The following is a 17,108-nucleotide window of genomic DNA, read 5'->3' on the forward strand; positions in this document are numbered from 1 at the left end:
CGGGCCGGGTTCACGAGCGGAGGCGCTCGTAGACGGCCTGGGCGAGCGTCGGCCCGATCGTGCGCACCGCCGCGATCTCCTCCACCTCGGCCTGCTTGAGCTTCGCGACGGATCCGAACTGCTGGAGCAGCCGCTGCACGCGCGACGGGCCGAGCCCGGGGATCTCGTTGAGGACCGACGTGATGTCGCGCTTGCGCCGGGCGCGCTGGTGCGTGATGGCGAAGCGGTGCGCCTCGTCCCGGATGCGCTGGATGAGGAAGAGGGCGTCGCTGTTGCGCGGCAGGATGATCGGGTAGTCGGAGTCCGGCAGCCAGATCTCCTCGAGGCGCTTGGCGATGCCCGCCAGCTGGATCCCCGTGACGCCCGACTCCTCGAGCGCCCGCTGGGCGGCCGCCACCTGCGGCTGGCCGCCGTCGACGATGAGGAGGTTCGGGCTGTAGGAGAACTTGTTGACGGGCGGCGCCTCGCCGAGCTCCGGCGGCGCGGCGTCGGCGGGCACCTCCGCCTCCTTGCCGAGGTAGGCGAGGCGGCGCGTGATGACCTGGTGGATCGACTCGGTGTCGTCCGTGGAGTCGGCGATGTTGAAGCGGCGGTACTGGTCCTTGCGCGGCAGGCCGTCCTCGAAGACGACCATGGACGCGACGATGTTCGTGCCGCTCAGGTGCGAGACGTCGTAGCACTCCATCCGCAGCGGGGCGTCGGGCATGCCGAGCGCCTCCTGGATGTCGGCGAGGGCCTTCGACCGCGTGGTGAAGTCGGAGCTGCGGCGCGTCTTGTAGAGCATCAGCGCGTTCTGCGCGTTGGTGGCGGCGGTCTGGGCGAGCGCGGCCTTGTCGCCGCGCTGGGCGACCCGCAGGTCGACCTGCCAGGAGCTCGGACGGCCGCGGCGCACCGTGCCGTCGTCCTCCCCCGCCGCCCGACGCTGGCTGAGCCAGAGCTCGAGCTCGGCGGCGTCCGCCGGCAGCTCGGGGACGAGGACCTCGCGCGGCGGGTGCGCCTCGTCCTCGTACGCGTTGTGCAGCACGGTCTCGACGAGCTCGCCGATGCCGATGTCGAGCTCCTTGTCGACGACCCAGGTGCGCGTGCCGCGGATGCGCCCGCCGCGGACCATGAACTGCTGCACGGCGGCGGCCAGCTCGTCGGCGGCGATGCCGAAGACGTCCGCGTCCACCCGGTCGTCGAACACCACCGCGGTCTTCGAGAGCGCGGCCTCGAGCGCGCCGATGTCGTCGCGGTGCCGGGCCGCGGACTCGTAGTCCATCTCGGCCGCGGCGTCCTTCATCCGCTGCGTGAGCTGGCCCACGTACTTCGAGTCGTTGCCCGCCATGAAGCTCACGAAGTCGTCGGCGATCTCCCGGTGCTCCTCCTCCGAGACGCGGCCGACGCATGGGGCGGCGCAGCGGCCGATGTCGCCGAGGAGGCACGGCCGGTTCGTCTGCCGCGCGCGCTTGAAGGTGCTCTCCGAGCACGACCGCATGGGGAAGACCTTGAGCAGGTGGTCGACCGTCTCGCGGATGGCCCAGACCTTCGTGTAGGGCCCGAAGTACTTGGCCCCGCGGATCTTGCGGTTGCGGGTGACCATCACCCGCGGGTAGTCCTCCCCCAGGGTGACCGCCAGGTACGGGTACGACTTGTCGTCCCGGAACTTGACGTTGAAGGGCGGGTCGAACTCCTTGATCCAGGTGAACTCGAGCTGGAGGGCCTCGAACTCGCTGCCGACCACGGTCCACTCGACGCCGGCCGCGGACGTGACCATGCGGCGGGTGCGCTCGTGCAGGCTCTCGAGCGGAGCGAAGTAGTTCGCGAGCCGGGCACGGAGGTTGTTGGCCTTGCCCACGTAGAGCACGCGGTCCGCGGTGTCGCGGAAGCGGTACACGCCGGGCGACGTGGGGATCTCCCCCGCCGCCGGGCGGTAGCCGACGGTGTCGGTGCGCGCCATCAGCCGGCCGCGCGCTCCTCGCGCGCACGCTGCGACGCGATCGCGGCCGACTCGGCCTCGGCGTCGAACACCTCGCGGAGGAAGCCGCCCGTGTAGCTCTCCGGCACGGTGGCCAGGTGCTCGGGGGTGCCGGTGGCGAGGACCGTGCCGCCGCCCGCGCCGCCCTCCGGACCCATGTCGATGAGCCAGTCGGCGGACTTGATGACGTCGAGGTTGTGCTCGATGACGATGACGGTGTTGCCCTTGTCGACCAGCCCGTTGAGCACGAGGAGGAGCTTCCGCACGTCCTCGAAGTGGAGGCCCGTGGTCGGCTCGTCGAGCACGTAGATGCTGCGCCCGTTCGACCGGCGCTGCAGCTCGGTGGAGAGCTTGACGCGCTGCGCCTCGCCGCCGGAGAGCGTGGTGGCGCTCTGGCCGAGCCGCACGTAGCCGAGGCCGACATCCACCAGCGTCTTCATGAAGCGGTGGATGGCCTGGATGGGCTCGAAGAACTCGGCCGCCTCGCTGATGGACATGTCGAGCACCTCGGCGATGCTCTTGCCCTTGTAGTGGACGCTCAGGGTGTCGCGGTTGTAGCGCGCTCCCCCGCAGACCTCGCAGGCCACGTACACGTCGGGCAGGAAGTTCATCTCGATCTTGATGGTGCCGTCGCCCGAGCACGCCTCGCAGCGCCCGCCCTTGACGTTGAAGCTGAAGCGGCCCGGGAGGTAGCCGCGCGCCTTGGCCTCCGTGGTCTCGGCGAAGAGGGTGCGGATCCGGTCGAAGACGCCCGTGTAGGTGGCCGGGTTCGAGCGCGGGGTGCGGCCGATGGGGTTCTGGTCGACGTGGACGACCTTGTCGAGGTTCTCGAGGCCCGTGACGCGGGCGTGCTTGCCCGGCACCTTGCGGGCGCCGTTGAGCTCGTTGGCGAGCACCCGGTACAGGATGTCGTTCACGAGCGACGACTTGCCGGATCCGCTCACGCCCGTGACCGCCGTGAGCGTGCCGAGCGGGAACGCCGCCGTGACGTTCTGCAGGTTGTTGGCGCGCGCGCCCACCACCTGGATCTGCCTCTTCTTGTCGATCTTGCGGCGCTTGGCCGGCGTCGCGATGGCGCGGCGGCCCGCGAGGTAGTCGCCCGTGAGCGACTCGCGGTTCTCGATGAGGCCCTCGTAGGAGCCGGAGTGGACGACCTTGCCGCCGTTGACGCCCGCGCCCGGTCCGATGTCGACGATCCAGTCGGCGGTGCGGATGGTGTCCTCGTCGTGCTCGACGACGATGAGCGTGTTGCCGAGGTCGCGCAGCTTCACGAGCGTCTCGATGAGGCGGCGGTTGTCACGCTGGTGCAGGCCGATGCTGGGCTCGTCGAGCACGTAGAGCACGCCCGTGAGGCCCGACCCGATCTGCGTGGCCAGGCGGATGCGCTGCGCCTCGCCACCCGAGAGGGAGGCGGCCGCGCGCGCGAGGTTGAGGTAGTTGAGGCCGACCTCGATGAGGAAGTCGAGCCGCACCCGGATCTCGCGGAGGACCTGGGCGGCGATGTGCGCCTCGCGGTCGGTGAGCTCGAGCTGGGCCATGAACGCCTGCGCGTCGGACAGGCTCATCTCGGCGACGTCCGCGATGTTCGCGCCGTGCACCAGCACCGCGAGCACCTCGGGCTTCAGCCGCTTGCCGTCGCACACCGGGCAGGGGATCTCGCGGAGGTACTCGCCCCAGCGCGCGCGCTGGTTGTCGGTCTCGGCCTGCGCGAACTGGCGCTCGATGTAGGGCATGACGCCCTCGAAGCCCGACGAGTAGGTCATCTCGCGGCCGTAGCGGTTCTTCCACTTGACCTGGACCTCGAAGTCGTTGCCGCGGAGGACCGCCTCGCGGACCTCCTCGGAGAGCTTCCGCCAGGGCGTGGTGAGCGAGAACTTGAGGTCGCGGGCGAGGCCGGCGAGCAGCTTCTCGTAGTACTGGAACAGGCCCTTGCCCTGCGTGGTCCACGGCAGGATGACGCCGTCCGCGATGCTGAGCGACTCGTCGCCGATGAGGAGCTCCTGGTCCACCGACATGCGCGTGCCGAGGCCGGAGCACTCGGGGCAGGCGCCGAAGGGCGCGTTGAAGGAGAAGGTGCGCGGCTCGATCTCGGTGAGCTGGATGGGGTGGTTGTTCGGGCACGACAGCTTCTCGGAGTACGTGCGCAGGCCCCCGGGACCCTCGACGTCGACGAAGTCGATCATGACGATGCCGTCGGTGAGGCGGAGCGCCGTCTCGAGCGAGTCGGTGAGGCGGCCGAGGATGTCGTCGTTCGCGACGAGGCGGTCGACCACGACCGAGATGTCGTGCTTGTACTGCTTCTTCAGCTTGGGGGGCGAGCTGAGCTGGATGAGCTCGCCGTCGACGATCGCGCGCGAGTAGCCGCCGGACGCGAGCTCCGCGAACAGGTCGACGAACTCGCCCTTCTTCTGCGACACGATGGGGCTGACCACCTGGTACCGCGTGCCCGGCTCCAGCTCCATGAGCTGGTCGGCGATCTGCTGCACGGTCTGGCGCGAGATGCGCTCCCCGCAGACGGGGCAGTGGGCGACGCCGATGCGCGCCCAGAGCAGGCGCATGTAGTCGAAGATCTCGGTGATGGTGCCGACGGTGGAGCGCGGGTTGCGGTTCGTGGACTTCTGGTCGATGGAGACCGCGGGGCTCAGGCCCTCGATGAAGTCGACGTCCGGCCGGTCGACCTGGCCGAGGAACTGGCGCGCGTACGCGGACAGCGACTCGACGTAGCGGCGCTGGCCCTCCGCGAAGATCGTGTCGAACGCGAGGGACGACTTGCCGGAGCCCGACAGGCCCGTGAAGACGACGAGCGAGTCGCGCGGGATGTCGAGGTCGACGTCGCGGAGGTTGTGGACGCGAGCACCGCGGACGCTGAGGAGGGAGGAGGACTCGACGGGGGAGATTGACACCCGTCCATCGTATGCGTCGCCACCGACACCGCCGACGGGAGGGCGCCCCTCCCGCCGTCGGCGGTGGGCGTCAGGACAGGTGGCCGGCCTTCTCCATCTGCCGCAGCTCCCGCTTGAGGTCGCCCAGCTCGTCGCGGAGGCGCGCGGCCAGCTCGAACTTGAGCTCGCCCGCGGCCTGCAGCATCTGGTCGTTGAGGTCGGAGATGATCGTCTCCAGCTCGTTCGCCCCGGCCGCCGCCTTGCCCTCGCGCCGCAGGTTCGGCGTGGGCGAGCGCTTGCCGCCGCCGCGCCCCTCGAGCATCTTCTTCGTGTCCTCGCCCTCCCGGGCCAGGATCTCCGTGATGTCCGCGATGCGCTTCCGCAGCGGCGTGGGGTCGATGCCGTGCTCCAGGTTGTACGCCACCTGCTTCTCGCGACGCCGGTCGGTCTCCTCGATGGCGCGCGCCATGCTGTCCGTGAGCACGTCGGCGTACATGTGCACCTCGCCGGAGACGTTGCGCGCGGCGCGTCCGATGGTCTGGATGAGCGAGGTCGACGAGCGGAGGAAGCCCTCCTTATCGGCGTCGAGGATCGCGACGAGCGAGACCTCGGGCAGGTCGAGGCCCTCGCGCAGCAGGTTGATGCCGACGAGCACGTCGTAGATGCCGGCGCGTAGCTCGCTGAGCAGCTCGACGCGGCGCAGCGTGTCGACGTCCGAGTGCAGGTAGCGCACGCGCACGCCCGCCTCGGCGAAGTAGTCCGTGAGCTCCTCGGCCATCTTCTTCGTGAGCGTGGTGACGAGGATGCGCTCGTCCTTCTCCACCCGGATGCGGATCTGCTCGAGCAGGTCGTCGATCTGGCCCTTCGTGGGCTTCACGACGATGGCCGGGTCGACGAGGCCCGTGGGGCGGATGATCTGCTCCACCACGCCGTCGCCCATGCCGAGCTCGTACTTGCCCGGCGTCGCCGACATGTAGACGGTCTGGCCGACGCGCTCGGTGAACTCGTTCCACTTCAGCGGTCGGTTGTCCAGCGCGCTCGGCAGCCGGAAGCCGTGCTCCACGAGCGTGCGCTTGCGCGACGAGTCGCCCTCGAACATGGCGCCGATCTGCGGCACGGTGACGTGCGACTCGTCGATGATGACGAGGAAGTCGTCGGGGAAGTAGTCGAGGAGGCAGTGCGGGGCCTCCCCCGCGTCGCGCCCGTCGATGTGCCGGGAGTAGTTCTCGATGCCGGAGCAGAAGCCGATCTGCTGCATCATCTCGATGTCGAAGTTGGTGCGCATGCGCAGGCGCTGGGCCTCGAGCAGCTTGCCCTCCCGCTCGAGCACGGCGAGCCGCTCCTCGAGCTCCTGCTGGATGGTGCCGATGGCGCGCTGCATGACCTCGGTCTCGGCCACGTAGTGCGAGCCCGGGAAGACGGACACGGAGTCCATCTTCCTCACGACGTCGCCCGTGAGCGGGTGCAGCGTGTAGAGCGCCTCGATCTCGTCGCCGAACATCTCGATGCGGATGGCCAGCTCCTCGTACATCGGGATGATCTCGATGGTGTCGCCGCGCACGCGGAAGTTGCCGCGCGAGAAGTCGACGTCGTTGCGCTGGTACTGCATGGAGACGAACTTGCGGATGAGGGTGTCGCGGTTGATCTGCATGCCCACCTGCAGCGCCACCATCGCGTTCATGTACTGCTCCGGCTGGCCGAGGCCGTAGATGCAGGACACCGTGCTCACCACGACGACGTCGCGGCGGCTGAGGAGCGAGTTGGTGGTGGAGTGGCGCAGGCGCTCGACCTCGGCGTTGACCGAGGAGTCCTTCTCGATGAAGGTGTCCGTCTGCGGGACGTACGCCTCGGGCTGGTAGTAGTCGTAGTACGAGACGAAGTACTCGACCGCGTTCTCCGGCATGAGCTCGCGGAACTCCGTGGCGAGCTGCGCGGCCAGGGTCTTGTTGTGCGCGAGGATCAGCGTCGGCCGCTGGACCTTCTCGATGAGCCAGGCCGCGGTGGCGGACTTGCCGGTGCCTGTGGCGCCGAGCAGCACCACGTCGGGTTCGCCGGCGTTGACCCGGCCCGCCAGCTCGGCGATGGCCGTGGGCTGGTCGCCGCTCGGGGAGTACTCGCTGACGACCTTGAAGGGGCGCACGGACCGGGTGGGCTGCATGCTCCCGAGTCTACGAGCGGCCTCCGACACCGCCGGACAGGTTCGCCCAGAGCCGATCCGTCTGCGCGAGCGTCGAGCCCAGCGAGACGCCGGAGTCGATGACGTCATCGGCCACGGCGAGCCGGTCCTCGTCGGACGCCTGCGACGCGATGCGCCGCTCGGCCTCCTCGACCGGCATGCCGCGCAGCTCGACGAGCCGGCGGATCCGGGCCTCGCGCGGCGCGTGCACCACGACGATCCGGTCGAACTCGTCGACGCGGCCGGACTCCACCAGGAGCGGGATGTCGTAGACGACGACCGCGTCGGGATCCGCCTCCCCCGCCTCGGCCATGCGACGGGCGGAGAGCGCGCGGACCGCGGGGTGCGTGATGGCCTCGAGGTCCCGGCGCGCGTCCGGGTCCTGGAACACCACGGCGCCGAGGGCCGCGCGGTCGAGGGAGCCGTCCGCCTGCATGACGCCCGTGCCGAAGCGCCGCGCGATCTCCGACAGCGCCGGCGTCCCCGGCTCCACGACCTCGCGGGCGAGCCGGTCGGCGTCGATGCGCACCGCCCCGAGCTCCGCCAGCCGGTCGGCCACCACCGTCTTGCCCGCGGCGATGCCGCCCGTCAGTCCGATCACGCGCATGGATCCAGCCTAGGCGCGGGGCGCCGGCGGACCGACCGGCCCGGACACGACGGAGGCCGCCCTCCCCGAAGGGAGAGCGGCCTCGTCGTGGTGCGGGTGGGACTACTTCGAGCTGGACAGCTTCTCGCGCAGGGCGGCGAGGCTCTCGTCGTCCGCCAGCGTGCCGGCGCCCGTCGAGTCGCTCGTGAAGCCGGGGCCGGCGGACGTGATGCCCGTGTCGGCCGCCTCGGCCTCGGCTGCTGCCGCGACCTGCTTCTTGTGGGCCTCCCAACGGGACTGGGCGGCGGCGTACTGCTGCTCCCAGGTCTCGCGCTGGGCCTCGAAGCCCTCCTTCCACTCGTTGGTCTCCGGGTCGAAGCCCTCGGGGTACTTGTAGTTCCCCTGGTCGTCGTACTCGGTGAGCATGCCGTAGAGGGCGGGGTCGAACTCGGTGCCCTCGGGGTCGACGCCGTCGTTGGCCTGCTTGAGGCTCAGCGAGATGCGGCGACGCTCGAGGTCGATGTCGATGACCTTGACGAACACCTCGTCGCCGACGGACACGACCTGCTCCGCGAGCTCGACGTGCTTGCCGGAGAGCTCCGAGATGTGCACGAGGCCCTCGATGCCCTCGGCCACGCGGACGAACGCACCGAACGGCACCAGCTTGGTGACCTTGCCGGGCGCGACCTGGCCGATGGCGTGCGTGCGGGCGAAGACCTGCCAGGGGTCCTCCTGCGTCGCCTTGAGCGACAGCGAGACGCGCTCGCGGTCCAGGTCGACCTCGAGGATCTCGACGGTCACCTCCTGGCCCACCTCGACGACCTCGCTGGCGTGCTCGATGTGCTTCCAGCTGAGCTCGGAGACGTGCACGAGGCCGTCGACGCCGCCCAGGTCCACGAACGCGCCGAAGTTGACGATCGAGGAGACCACGCCCTTGCGGACCTGGCCCTTCTGGAGGTTGTTGAGGAACGTGCTGCGGCTCTCGGACTGCGTCTGCTCGAGCAGTGCGCGGCGCGACAGGACCACGTTGTTGCGGTTCTTGTCGAGCTCGAGGATCTTGGCCTCGATCTCCTGGCCGAGGTACGGCGTGAGGTCGCGGACGCGGCGGAGCTCGATGAGCGAGGCCGGCAGGAAGCCGCGGAGGCCGATGTCCACGATGAGGCCGCCCTTGACGACCTCGATGACGGTGCCGGTGACGACGCCGTCGGACTCCTTGATCTTCTCCACGTCACCCCACGCGCGCTCGTACTGCGCGCGCTTCTTGGACAGGATCAGACGGCCTTCCTTGTCCTCCTTCTGGAGGACGAGGGCCTCGACGGTGTCGCCTACCTTGACGACCTCCGTGGGGTCGACGTCGTGCTTGATCGACAGCTCACGCGAGGGGATGACGCCCTCGGTCTTGTAGCCGACGTCGATCAGGACCTCGTCCCGATCGATCTTCACGACGGTGCCCTCGATGAGGTCTCCGTCGTTGAAGAACTTCAGTGTCTTCTCGACCGCGGCGAGGAAGTCCTCAGCAGATCCGATGTCGTTGATCGCGACCTGCTTGGGCGCCTTGTCGGTCGTTGCGATTGTCATGTAGTTAGTGCTCCAGGATGGGCATGAATAAGGCCGCTGGCGCGGACCCGCGCGGGTACCGGTCGAGCGGCGGACGGATGGGTCGTCGCAGAAGTGCGACAGTCGATCTTAGACCCGGCCCGGGAGGCGGGACAACCGCGCCGCGCGGGCCGGCGCGGCCCGCGCTCAGCGGAGGACCGCGGCGCGCAGGGTGTCGAGGCCCACTCCCCCGATGTCGAGGGCGCGGCGGTGGAACTCGCGGATGTCGAACGCGTCGCCCTCCCGGCGGCGGGTCTCGTCGCGGAGGTCCTCCCAGATCCGCTGCCCCACCTTGTAGGAGGGCGCCTGGCCGGGCCAGCCGAGGTAGCGGTTGACCTCGAAGCGCACGAAGGACGGGTCCATGTTGACGTTGCGACCCATGAAGTCGAACGCGAAGTCGGCGTCCCAGACGCCATCGCCGTCGGGGCGCACCTTGCCGAGGTGCACGCCGATGTCGAGCACCACGCGGGCGGCGCGCATGCGCTGGCCGTCGAGCATGCCGAGGCGGTCGGCCGGGTCGTCGAGGTAGCCGAGCTCCTGCATCAGGCGCTCGGCGTACAGGGCCCAGCCCTCGGCGTGGCCCGACGTGCCGGCGAAGCGGCGCCACGTGTTGAGCTCCGCCTTGTTGTAGGTGGCCTGCGCGATCTGCAGGTGGTGGCCCGGGACGCCCTCGTGGTACACGGTGGTCAGCTCGCGCCAGGTGTCGAACTCGGTGACGCCCTCGGGCACCGACCACCACATGCGGCCGGGGCGGCTGAAGTCGTCGGCGGGGCCGGAGTAGTAGATGCCGCCCTCCTGCGTGGGGGCGATCATGCACTCGAGCGCGCGGATCTCCTCGGGGATGTCGAAGTGCGTTCGGCCGAGCTCCTCGACCGCGCGGTCGCTGGTCTCCTGCATCCACGCGCGGAGGGCGTCGGTGCCGTGGAGCTTCCGGGACGCGTCGCCGTCGAGGTGCGCGATGGCCTCGAGCACGCTGGCGCCCGGGAGGATCTCGCGGGCGATGGCCTCCTGCTCCTCGACCATGCGGGCGAGCTCGCCGACGCCCCACTCGTACGTCTCGTCGAGGTCGACCTCGGCGCCGAGGAACGAGCGGGAGCGGAGCGCGTACTGATCGCGGCCGACGGCGTCGGCGTCGCGGCCGGCGGGCTCGAGCTCCGAGCCGAGGAACTCCGCGAGCCGCGCGTAGGCCGAGCGCGCCTCCTCGGCGCGGGCGCCGAGGTCCTGGCGGAGGGAGGCGGGCAGCTCGCCCTCGGCGGGACGCGCGTCCTCCGCGAAGGAGCGGAAGAAGCCGTCCGCGGCGGCCTGGCGCTCGACCTGGCCGAGCACCTCGCGGATCTGGCGCTTCGCGGGCACCTGGCCGCGGCGGACGCCCTCGCGGAGGGTCTCGATGTAGCCGTCGACCGCGCCGGCGACGTTGCCGAGGCGCGTGGCCAGGTGCTCCCAGTCGCCCTCGGTGGCCGTGGGCGAGATGTCGAAGACCTCGCGGATGCCCTGGGCGGGGGATGCGATGACGTTGAGGTCCGAGAGGTGGACGCCCGCCTCGTGCATCTCCACGTCGAGCTCGAGCTCGCGCGCGAGGTCCATGCGGGTGACCTCGTCCACGGCGTCGACCGGGGTGGCCGCCTGGAGCTGGCGGACCACCGCGCGGGCGGCCTCCGCGTGCGCCGCGTGCCCGGCGGGCGAGGTGTCGCCGTACTCGCCCTCGCGGCCGGGGCGGCCGAGGTAGACGCGCTCCTCCGGGTGCAGGTCGAGCGACGTGTCGATCCACCCCTCGGCGATGCGGTCGATGTCCGTCTGCGGGCGGGGGGTCCTCGGCGTCGTCGTCATCCCTCGACCGTACCGGCTCCCAGGAGGGAGCGGACGGTCGCGGGATCGGTGGCGCCGCGCAGCTGCTCGGCGCGCACGGGGTCGAGGAGGATCTCCGCGAGCCGCGACAGCAGCGCGATGTGGCCGCCCCCGGTGGCCGCGATGCCGATGACGATGCGCACCTCGTGCCCGTCCCAGTCGACGCCGTCCGGGAGTCGCAGCAGGCTGATGGCGTCGGCCCGCACGAGGTCGCGGCCCGCGGCGAGCGTGCCGTGCGGGACGGCGACGCCCTCGCCCACGAAGGTCGACACCGAGCGCTCGCGCTCGACCATGGCCTCCACGTAGCCGGGCTGCACCGCGCCGGACGCGACGAGCGCGTCGCCCGCCTGCCGGATGGCGTCCTCGCGGTCGTCCGCGCGTGCGTCGAGCCGGATGGAGCCGTCCGCGAGGAGGTCCGAGAGTCGTGCGTTCGTCATGCGCTGGTGCTCCTCGTGCTGGGGATGGGAGGGACGGGATCCGGCGTCAGTGGGCGGCGGCGGCCCACGAGTCGCCGCGGCCGACCTGGACCTCGAGCGGCACCCGGAGGTCGGCGGCGTGCGCCATGCGGTCGGTGACGATCGCCTCCAGCGCGTCCCACTCCCCCGCGGCGACCTCGAGGATGAGCTCGTCGTGCACCTGGAGGAGCATGCGCGACGCCATGTCGCGCTCGCGCATGTCGGCCTCTATGCGGATCATCGCGATCTTCATGATGTCCGCGGCCGACCCCTGGATGGGCGCGTTGAGGGCCGCGCGCTCGGCGTTGTCGCGCAGCACGCGGTTCGGGCTGTTGAGGTCCGGGAACGGGCGTCGGCGGCCGAAGATCGTCTCCGTGTAGCCGGCGGCGCGCGCCTCCTCCACCACCTGGCGGAGGTAGTCGCGCACGCTGCCGAAGCGCGCGAAGTAGTCGGTCATGAGCTGCTTCGCCTCCGACGACGGGATGCGCAGCTGCTTCGACAGCCCGAACGCGCTCAGCCCGTAGGCCAGCCCGTAGCTCATGGCCTTGACCTTGGTGCGCATCTCGGCGCTCACGTCCGCCGGCTCCACGCCGAAGATCCGCGCCCCGACGAACCGGTGCAGGTCCTCCCCCGCCGCGAACGCCTCGATGAGGCCCTCGTCGCCGGAGAGGTGCGCCATGATCCGCATCTCGATCTGCGAGTAGTCGGCCGTGAGCAGCGTCTCGTAGCCCTCGCCCACGCGGATGGCGCTGCGGATGCGGCGGCCCTCCTCCGTGCGGACGGGGATGTTCTGCAGGTTCGGGTCGTTCGAGGAGATGCGGCCTGTGGTGGTGCCGGTCTGCACGTAGGTGGTGTGGATCCGCTCGTCGTCGCCGATGCCGCGCTCGAGCGTCTGGATGATCTGCCGCAGCTTGCTCGCGTCGCGGTGCTCGAGCAGCAGGTCGAGGAACGGGTGCGGGTTCGACGCCTGCAGGTCGGCGAGGGCGCCCGCGTCCGTGGAGAAGCCGGTCTTGTTGGCCCGCGTCTTCGGCATGCCCAGCTGGTCGAAGAGCACCTCCTGCAGCTGCTTCGGCGAGCCGAGGTTGATCTCCTTGCCGATCTCGGCGAAGGCGCGCTGGGCGAGGTCCGTGATGCGCTCCAGCAGCTGCGCCGACAGCTCGGCGAGGCCTGCCCGGTCGGTCGCGACGCCGCGCAGCTCCATCTCGACGAGCACGAGGAGGGTGGGCATCTCGATGTCGACCATGACCCCGAGGGTGCGCTCGTCGAGCACCTCGCGGAGCGCCTCCTCGACGCGGAGCGTGTACCAGGCCTCGGTGGGGGCGGTGAGCGCCTCGGTCTCGGGCACGAGCTGGTTGGCGTCGGGCTCGGGCAGGTCCTCCAGGAGGTAGCGGCTGACGAGCGCGGCGAGCGACTTGTCGGTGAAGCCGGGACGCAGCAGCCAGCCGGCCACGAGCACGTCGAAGGCGAGGCCCGAGAACGCGAGGCCGGCCCGGCGCATGGCCTTCACCTGCACCTTGGCGTCGGACATGATCTTGGGGGCGTCGCTCGCGAGCCACCGCTCGAAGGGCGCGTAGTCGGCCCGGCCCTCCTGCCACGGGAGGGTGACGGACTCGGTCGCGCTCGCCAGCCCGAAGCCGACGGGCTTCCCGTCCTGCGTCTCGACCGTGAGGCCGAGGCCGTGCGGCGAGGCGGCGCTCTGCCGGTCGATCCACTTGGCGAGCTCCTCGTCGAGCAGCTGCTGCGGCTGCGGGGCGGCCGGCGCCGTCGACGGCTCCTGCTCGACCGCGCCGACCGGCGTGCCCTCGCTCGACGCGGAGGCTCCCGACCCCTCGAGCTTCAGGACGCGGTCGAGCAGCTGCTTGAACTCCAGCACCGCGAACACCTCGCGGAGCGCCGGCTCGTCGATGGGCTTGCGCTCGAGGTCCGCGGGGCCGAGCGGCAGCTCGACGTCGGTGAGGAGGCGGTTGAGGCGCCGGTTGCGGATCACGTTCTCGTACTGCGCGCGCAGGTTGTCGCCGACCTTGCCGGTGATCTCGTCCCGGTGCTCGATGACCGCGTCGAGCGACCCGTACTGGTTCAGCCACTTGACCGCGGTCTTCGGGCCGACCTTGTCGACGCCGATGAGGTTGTCGCTCGTCTCCCCCACGAGCGCCGCGATGTCCGGGTACATCTCCGGCTGCACGCCGTACTTCTCGAACACCTTCTCCGCGTCGTAGCGCGTGAGCTGCGAGACGCCCTGGGTCGACGGGTAGAGCAGCGTGACGTCGTCGTTGACGAGCTGGATGGCGTCGCGGTCGCCCGAGACGACGAGCACGCGGTAGCCCTGCTCGCGGCCCTGGGTGGCGAGGGTCGCGAGGATGTCGTCCGCCTCGTGGTCCTCCTTGGTGAGCGTGGGGATGTTCATGGTCTTGAGCGCGCGCTCGAGCAGCGGCACCTGGCCGGTGAACTCCACGGGCGTCTCCCCGCGCGTGCCCTTGTACTCCGGGTACTCGCGCGTGCGGAACGAGAAGCGCGAGATGTCGAACGCGACGCCCACGTGCGTGGGCTTCTCCTTCTGCAGGAGGTTGATCAGCATCGCGATGAAGCCGTGCACGGCGTTCGTGTGCTGCCCCTCGCGGTTCTGGAAGCTCTCCGCCGGCAGGGCGTAGAAGGCCCGGAACGCGAGGGAGTGGCCGTCGATGACGAGGAGGGTAGGCTTTTCCGTGTTCGGCACGGGTCCAGCCTATAGAGGGCTCCCGACCTCGGACCCGGCCCGGAGGATCCCGATGACGCAGCCCGCACCCGACGCCGACGCCACCGCCCGGCTCCTCCGCCAGCCCCAGGACGTGGGTGCGCTCGCGGAGAAGATGGGCATCGTCTTCCAGGAGCTGAGCCCCGAGCGCTCGGTCGCCACCATGCCCGCCGAGGGCAACACGCAGCCCTACGGCGTCGTGCACGGCGGCGCGTACGTCGTGCTCGCGGAGTCGCTCGGCTCCATGTCCGCCAACGTCCACGCCGGCGCCGACCGCGTGGCGTTCGGCATCGAGCTCAACGCCAGCCACACGCGCTCGGCGTCGTCGGGCACGATCACCGGCACCTGCACGGCGATCCACCTCGGCGGGACGCTGACGACGCACGAGATCGTGCTCACCGACGACGAGGGTCGCCGGCTCTCGACCGTGCGGATCACGAACATCATCCGCGAGCGCACGCGGCGCTGACGACGGCCCGGCCCCGCGGTCGGACGGCGGCCGCAGCGCGGGGCGCCGCGGCCGGGCTAGGCCTTCTTGGCGCTCAGCTGCTCGATGATCGCCTGCGCAACGTCGTGCATGGTGAGGCGGCGGTCCATGGACGCCTTCTGGATCCAGCGGAACGCCTCGGGCTCGGTGAGGCCCATCTTCTCGTTGAGGAGGCCCTTCGCCCGGTCGACGAGCTTGCGGGTCTCGAAGCGCTCGACGAGGTCGGACACCTCGGCCTCGAGCGTGATGATCTGGGCGTAGCGGGCCAGCGCGATCTCGATGGCGGGCAGCAGGTCGTTGGGAGTGAAGGGCTTGACGACGTACGCCAGCGCGCCGGCCTCGCCCGCGCGCTCCACGAGCTCCTTCTGGCTGAACGCCGTGAGGAGGACGACGGGCGCGATGTGGTTGCGGTTCAGCCGCTCGGCCGCGGAGATGCCGTCGAGCTGGGGCATCTTGACGTCCATGATGACGAGGTCGGGGCGCAGCTCGGTGGCCAGCGCGACGGCGGTCTCGCCGTCCCCGGCCTCGCCGACGACCTCGAAGCCGTTGTCGCGGAGCGTCTCCACGATGTCGAGGCGGATGAGCGACTCGTCCTCGGCGACGACGACACGGCGGGGGGCTGCGGGGGCTGTTTCCTGGTCACTCACGGATAGGAGCCTACGGTATCGTCAGCCTGGCCGGTGCGCGGCGGATCGGCGGGCTGCCCGCCGTGTCCACCCGCTCGCCGGGTGCGCCGGATTGGCGGAATGGCAGACGCGGAGCACTCAAAATGCTCTGTCCGTGAGGGCGTGTGGGTTCGAGTCCCACATCCGGCACCGGGTCCCGCGAGGGATGCGCGAGAGGGCGGGCGACCATCTGGTCGCCCGCCCTCTCGCGTGCCGGCGGGGGCCGGAGCCCCCGCCTGCCGTGCGCTACTTCTCGTACGCGGGAGCCGCCTCGTTCACGGCGTCGCCGACGACGTGGACGCGCAGCTCGTTGGTCGAGCCCGCGATGCCGGGAGGGGATCCGGCGATGACGACGACCTTCTGGCCGACCTCGGCGAGGCCCTCCGCGAGGAGCACGTCGTCGACCTGGTGGAACATCTGGTCGGTGTGCGTGACCGTGTCGACGAGGTACGTCTGCACGCCCCACGACAGCGCCAGGCGGCGGCGGATGCCCTCGTTCGGCGTGAAGGCGAGGATCGGGATGCCGTTGCGCAGACGCGTCATGCGCCGGACGGAGTCGCCCGACTCGGTGAAGACGCAGAGGAACTTCGCCTCGACGAACTCGGCGACCTCGGCGGCCGCGAGCGTGATGGCGCCGCCCTGCGTGAAGGGGCGCGTGCCGAGCTCCGGGATGCGCTCCAGCCCGTGCTCCTCGGTGGACTCGATGATGCGCGCCATGGTCTTCACGGTGACGACGGGGAACTCGCCCACGCTCGTCTCGCCGCTCAGCATGAGCGCGTCGGCGCCGTCGAGCACCGCGTTGGCGCAGTCGGAGGCCTCGGCGCGGGTGGGGCGCGGGCTCGTGATCATGGACTCGAGCATCTGCGTGGCGACGATGACGGGCTTCGCCTTGCGACGGGCGAGCTCGACCGCGCGCTTCTGCACGATCGGCACGGCCTCGAGCGGGAGCTCGACGCCGAGGTCGCCGCGGGCGACCATGATCGCGTCGAACGCGTCGACGATCTCCTCGAGCGCGTCCACGGCCTGCGGCTTCTCGACCTTGGCGACGACGGGGACGCGGCGGCCCTCCTCGTCCATGATCTCGTGCACGCGGACGATGTCGGACGCGTCGCGCACGAAGCTCAGCGCGATGAGGTCGGCGCCGAGGCGGAGGCCCCAGCGGAGGTCCGCCTCGTCCTTCTCGGACAGCGCCGGCACGTTGACCGCGACGCCCGGGAGGTTGATGCCCTTGTTGTTGCTGACCGCGCCGGCCACCTCGACCGTGGTCGTGACGCGCGTGCCGTCGGTGGAGACCACGCGGAGCGTGACCTTGCCGTCGTCGATGAGCAGCGGGTCACCCGGCTTCACGTCGCCCGGGAGGCCCTTGTAGGTGGTGGAGCAGATGTCCTTCGTGCCCAGGATGTCCTCGACGGTGATGACGAACGTGTCGCCGAAGGCGAGGTCGTGCGGGCCGTCCGAGAACTTGCCCAGGCGGATCTTCGGGCCCTGGAGGTCGACGAGGACCGCGACCGCGCGGCCCGCGTCGTCCGCGGCCTTCCGGATCGTGGAGTAGATGCCCTCGTGGACGTCGTAGGTGCCGTGGCTCAGGTTCATGCGGGCCACGTCCACGCCCGCGTCGATGATCGCGCGGATGCTCTCGTAGGAGCTGGTCGCGGGCCCGAGGGTCGCGACGATCTTCGCTCGTCTGGTCATGCTCTGTCTGTCTCGCGTTTCTGCGTCGCACACGGA

At 70.6% G+C, this 17,108-nt stretch carries 11 protein-coding genes and 1 tRNA gene; 2 read left to right on the plus strand and 10 right to left on the minus strand.

All coding sequences use genetic code 11. The annotated features are described in order from the left end of the window. Positions 1 to 10 precede the first annotated feature (10 nt). The 8 genes from uvrC to polA form a co-directional block, all read right to left on the minus strand. A complete protein-coding gene (gene uvrC, locus AES38_RS08445; RefSeq protein WP_053774596.1) occupies positions 11 to 1,939 on the minus strand; it encodes an excinuclease ABC subunit UvrC in 1,929 nt (642 codons plus the stop codon). Further along, a complete protein-coding gene (uvrA, locus tag AES38_RS08450; protein WP_053774597.1) occupies positions 1,939 to 4,860 on the minus strand; it encodes an excinuclease ABC subunit UvrA in 2,922 nt (973 codons plus the stop codon). Before uvrA ends, uvrC begins: the two co-directional genes overlap by 1 nt. Positions 4,861 to 4,930: 70 nt before the next feature. Beyond that, on the minus strand, positions 4,931 to 6,997 hold the full coding sequence (gene uvrB / locus AES38_RS08455) for an excinuclease ABC subunit UvrB (RefSeq protein WP_053774598.1): 2,067 nt from the start codon (positions 6,995 to 6,997) through the stop codon (positions 4,931 to 4,933). Between the two features lie 10 nt (positions 6,998 to 7,007). Next, on the minus strand, positions 7,008 to 7,622 hold the full coding sequence (coaE, locus tag AES38_RS08460) for a dephospho-CoA kinase (RefSeq protein WP_053774599.1): 615 nt from the start codon (positions 7,620 to 7,622) through the stop codon (positions 7,008 to 7,010). A 102-nt stretch (positions 7,623 to 7,724) separates the two neighbouring features. Continuing rightward, positions 7,725 to 9,179, minus strand: a complete 1,455-nt coding sequence (rpsA, locus tag AES38_RS08465) for a 30S ribosomal protein S1 (protein ID WP_053774600.1) — start codon at positions 9,177 to 9,179, stop codon at positions 7,725 to 7,727. Positions 9,180 to 9,344: 165 nt separating this feature from the next. Continuing rightward, positions 9,345 to 11,024 carry a DUF885 domain-containing protein gene (locus AES38_RS08470; protein ID WP_053774601.1) on the minus strand — a complete coding sequence of 560 codons (1,680 nt, stop codon included), beginning with the start codon at positions 11,022 to 11,024 and terminating at the stop codon, positions 9,345 to 9,347. Beyond that, entirely contained in the window at positions 11,021 to 11,479 is a 459-nt protein-coding gene (locus AES38_RS08475) for a PTS mannitol transporter subunit IIA (protein ID WP_053774602.1), read from the minus strand. Before AES38_RS08475 ends, AES38_RS08470 begins: the two co-directional genes overlap by 4 nt. 46 nt (positions 11,480 to 11,525) lie before the next feature. After that, positions 11,526 to 14,210 (minus strand): DNA polymerase I, encoded by a 2,685-nt coding sequence (gene polA / locus AES38_RS08480; protein WP_053774603.1) that lies wholly within the window; start codon positions 14,208 to 14,210, stop codon positions 11,526 to 11,528. Between the two features lie 52 nt (positions 14,211 to 14,262). On the opposite strand from polA, the gene AES38_RS08485 reads away from it, so the two are divergent. Continuing rightward, positions 14,263 to 14,697 (plus strand): PaaI family thioesterase, encoded by a 435-nt coding sequence (locus tag AES38_RS08485; RefSeq protein WP_053774604.1) that lies wholly within the window; start codon positions 14,263 to 14,265, stop codon positions 14,695 to 14,697. Positions 14,698 to 14,753: 56 nt separating this feature from the next. On the opposite strand, the gene AES38_RS08490 is transcribed toward AES38_RS08485, so the two are convergent. After that, positions 14,754 to 15,362 carry an ANTAR domain-containing response regulator gene (locus tag AES38_RS08490; RefSeq protein ID WP_015490426.1) on the minus strand — a complete coding sequence of 203 codons (609 nt, stop codon included), beginning with the start codon at positions 15,360 to 15,362 and terminating at the stop codon, positions 14,754 to 14,756. Positions 15,363 to 15,447: 85 nt separating this feature from the next. On the opposite strand from AES38_RS08490, the gene AES38_RS08495 reads away from it, so the two are divergent. Beyond that, positions 15,448 to 15,530: transfer RNA gene (locus AES38_RS08495), tRNA-Leu, on the plus strand. A 96-nt stretch (positions 15,531 to 15,626) separates the two neighbouring features. On the opposite strand, the gene pyk is transcribed toward AES38_RS08495, so the two are convergent. Then, complete coding sequence (pyk, locus tag AES38_RS08500; RefSeq protein ID WP_053774605.1) at positions 15,627 to 17,072, minus strand: pyruvate kinase; 1,446 nt, start codon at positions 17,070 to 17,072, stop codon at positions 15,627 to 15,629. Positions 17,073 to 17,108 lie beyond the last annotated feature (36 nt).

The organism is Clavibacter capsici, from assembly GCF_001280205.1.
Lineage (GTDB): Bacteria > Actinomycetota > Actinomycetes > Actinomycetales > Microbacteriaceae > Clavibacter > Clavibacter capsici.

What these genes read in the sequence shown, in the direction of transcription:
- AES38_RS08475 (WP_053774602.1), bottom strand. Translation starts at nt 11,479, where the DNA reads ATGACGAACGCACGACTCTCGGACCTCCTCGCGGACGGCTCCATCCGG.
- uvrB (WP_053774598.1), bottom strand. Translation starts at nt 6,997, where the DNA reads ATGCAGCCCACCCGGTCCGTGCGCCCCTTCAAGGTCGTCAGCGAGTAC.
- rpsA (WP_053774600.1), bottom strand. Translation starts at nt 9,179, where the DNA reads ATGACAATCGCAACGACCGACAAGGCGCCCAAGCAGGTCGCGATCAAC.
- AES38_RS08485 (WP_053774604.1), top strand. Translation starts at nt 14,263, where the DNA reads ATGACGCAGCCCGCACCCGACGCCGACGCCACCGCCCGGCTCCTCCGC.
- uvrC (WP_053774596.1), bottom strand. Translation starts at nt 1,939, where the DNA reads ATGGCGCGCACCGACACCGTCGGCTACCGCCCGGCGGCGGGGGAGATC.
- pyk (WP_053774605.1), bottom strand. Translation starts at nt 17,072, where the DNA reads ATGACCAGACGAGCGAAGATCGTCGCGACCCTCGGGCCCGCGACCAGC.
- coaE (WP_053774599.1), bottom strand. Translation starts at nt 7,622, where the DNA reads ATGCGCGTGATCGGACTGACGGGCGGCATCGCCGCGGGCAAGACGGTG.
- AES38_RS08470 (WP_053774601.1), bottom strand. Translation starts at nt 11,024, where the DNA reads ATGACGACGACGCCGAGGACCCCCCGCCCGCAGACGGACATCGACCGC.